The sequence below is a fragment of the Rhizomicrobium sp. genome (genome assembly GCF_056722145.1).
On sequence record NZ_JBWZET010000191.1, the window covers coordinates 1 to 2,462 of the forward strand.

Annotated in this window: 1 protein-coding gene; it reads right to left on the reverse strand. The window is 64.2% G+C overall.

The genetic code is table 11. The annotated features are described in order from the left end of the window. Window positions 1-443: 443 nt before the first annotated feature. A partial coding sequence (locus tag AC1P6P_RS10050; protein WP_481402307.1) for an amylo-alpha-1,6-glucosidase occupies window positions 444-2,462 on the reverse strand: 2,019 nt, incomplete at its 5' end.

Here is a 2,462-nt window from a genome sequence, read left to right on the forward strand (position 1 = left end):
GTTGCGCCGCCCTGCTCTCCCCCGGCACGGGTCTGGCCTCGCCGGACGTCGTCAACCAGCTGGCGCCGCAAGTCGAAATCCAAGACTTCGCGACCGCCTGAGCCGGCTGTCAGACTTAAAATACCAAACGGCGGACCGCAGGGTCCGCCGTTTTTGTTTGCCCCCACCCTTTCCTCCCCCGCGGTTCTCCTCCCTCAAAGCCTGGGACCAAAGCCTGGATAGCGGGGGAGGTGTCGCCGCAGGCGACGGAGGGGGGCCTGCGACAGAACAGCAAGACCGCCACGCACTCTCACCCCCTCAAATCCCAACCCCCTGATTTAGACCCGTTTTGTTCAGTTTGTCGCACCCCAAAAACTCCCCTTGAAGCGCGCGGGAGGTTTCCCCATTTCTCGTATATCCGATGAATTGTAGCTGGACCGCCGCGAGGCGGTTTTTTGTTGCTCTCACAGCCTCAGCGTCACCGGCACGTCGTGGTGTTCTGCGGCGTCTGATGACACCACCACATGCCCGGCGAGGCGTTCGAATTTCAGCGTGATGGTCTGATCGCCGACGGCGATGTTGGACATCGACAGCTTGTTGACGTGCGGCGGCAGCCACGGGCGCTCCACCGTCACCGCTCGCGCCCAGCCGTCGACCTGCACGCCGAGGCAGGCTTGCAGCAGCATGAACGGGGCGCCAGCGGCCCAGGCCTGCGGCAGGCAGGCGACGGGATAATGCACCGGCGGTTCGCCCGGCCGGCGCGCGAAACCGCAGAACAGTTCCGGCAGCTGCATGCCGAAATGGCCGGCGGCTTCGAACATCTGGTTGAGGATGCGCACGCAGGCGGCGCGTTCGCCATACCGCGCCATGCCGGCGACGCACATCCCGGTGTCGTGCGGCCATACCGAGCCGTTGTGATACGACATCGGATTGAAATTGGCTTCGGTGCTGGCGAGGGTGCGAATGCCCCAGCCGCTATCGAAAGCCGGCGTCAGAAACCCGGCCGCCACTTTTTTGGCGCGCGCGAATTCGGGCAAGCCGCTGTAGAGCAGATGACCGGGATTGGAGGTCCTGACCTCGCACAGCCGCTCCTGACCGTCGAGCGCAATGCCATAGGTGCCAAGCTTGTCGCTCCAGAAGCGGGTTTCGACGATCTGGCGCAAATCTTCGGCGCGCCGGTTCCAGTTGGCCGCCGCATCACGTTCGCCGCGCCGCTCCGCCAGCCGCGCCATGCCGCGGAAGGCGGCGTAGGCATAGCCTTGAACTTCAATGAGCGCGATCGGGCCTTCCGCCATCGTTCCGTCGGCGTGGAAAATGGAATCCTCGGAATCCTTCCAGCCCTGATTGGCGAGACCGGATTTTTCGCCGCGTTGATAGGACAGCAGCCCATTGCCGAAGCGACCCTGCACTTCTTCGATCCAACCGAGCGCCGCTTCCACGCTCGGCCACAGCGCATCCACGGTGGCGAGATCGCCGGTGCGTTCGGCATAGGCCGACACCAGCACCAGAAACAGCGGCGTGGTGTCGACGCCGCCATAATACAGTCCGAACGGCAATTCGTTCAGCGCGGTCATTTCGCCCTTGCGGGTTTCGTGCATGATCTTGCCGGGTTCGGAATCCTGGAACGACGAGGTTTCGGTCGCCTGGTTGCGGGCGAGAAAGCGCAGCACGCCGCGCGCCAGCATCGGATCGAGCCACAAGGTCTGCAGCGCACAGATGATGGAATCGCGGCCGAACGCGGTGGAGAACCAGGGAATGCCGGCATAAGGAAACGGACCGGTTTCCATTTCGGTGGTGAGGAGCGCGATGTCGTTGCGCGAGCGTTCGATCCAGTCGTTGAACCTGAGGCCCGAGGATTTCAGGCGGCCGCCGCGCCGGGTGTTGACCCGCATCGCATTGCATGCCGCCGCCGCCGCGGTGCGCCAGCGATCACGATCGGGCCGCACGCTGCGGTCGACGCCGTATTCGACATACAGCGTGCGCCGTTCGCGCGGCTTCATAGGCAGAAGGAAATGGGCTTCGTCGATCGTCAGGCGCTGCGGCGGTTCGGAAAACGACACCGACGTGGTGCGCACGACATGATCGAGGCCGTCGTAGATGAGCAGCACCTGATCGTCGCCGTTCTGGCGGCGTTGCAAGGCGCCGTGACGGCCGCGCGCCGTGCCGCGTACTTCGAAAATATCGGCGAAGTCGGCGGCGAAGCGCAGCATCAGCGGCAGTTCGGTCTCGGTGTTGCCGAAATTGGTGAGCACCAGGCGTTCGTAGAGCGTACCGCTCCAGAGGAGCTTGGTGCGCTCGATATGGACGCTGCCGGTTTCCTGTGGGCCGCCGAGCGGCCGGTTGACCATGTGGGCGGTGAGAAAAACATTGTCCTTCGACCGCGCGGTGTTGAGCACCACCGGCTTCATGCCGCCGGCGCGAAGCTGCAGATAGGAGAGGATGCGCGTGTCGTTGCGAAACAGCCCGTCGCCGAGGCCCGATAT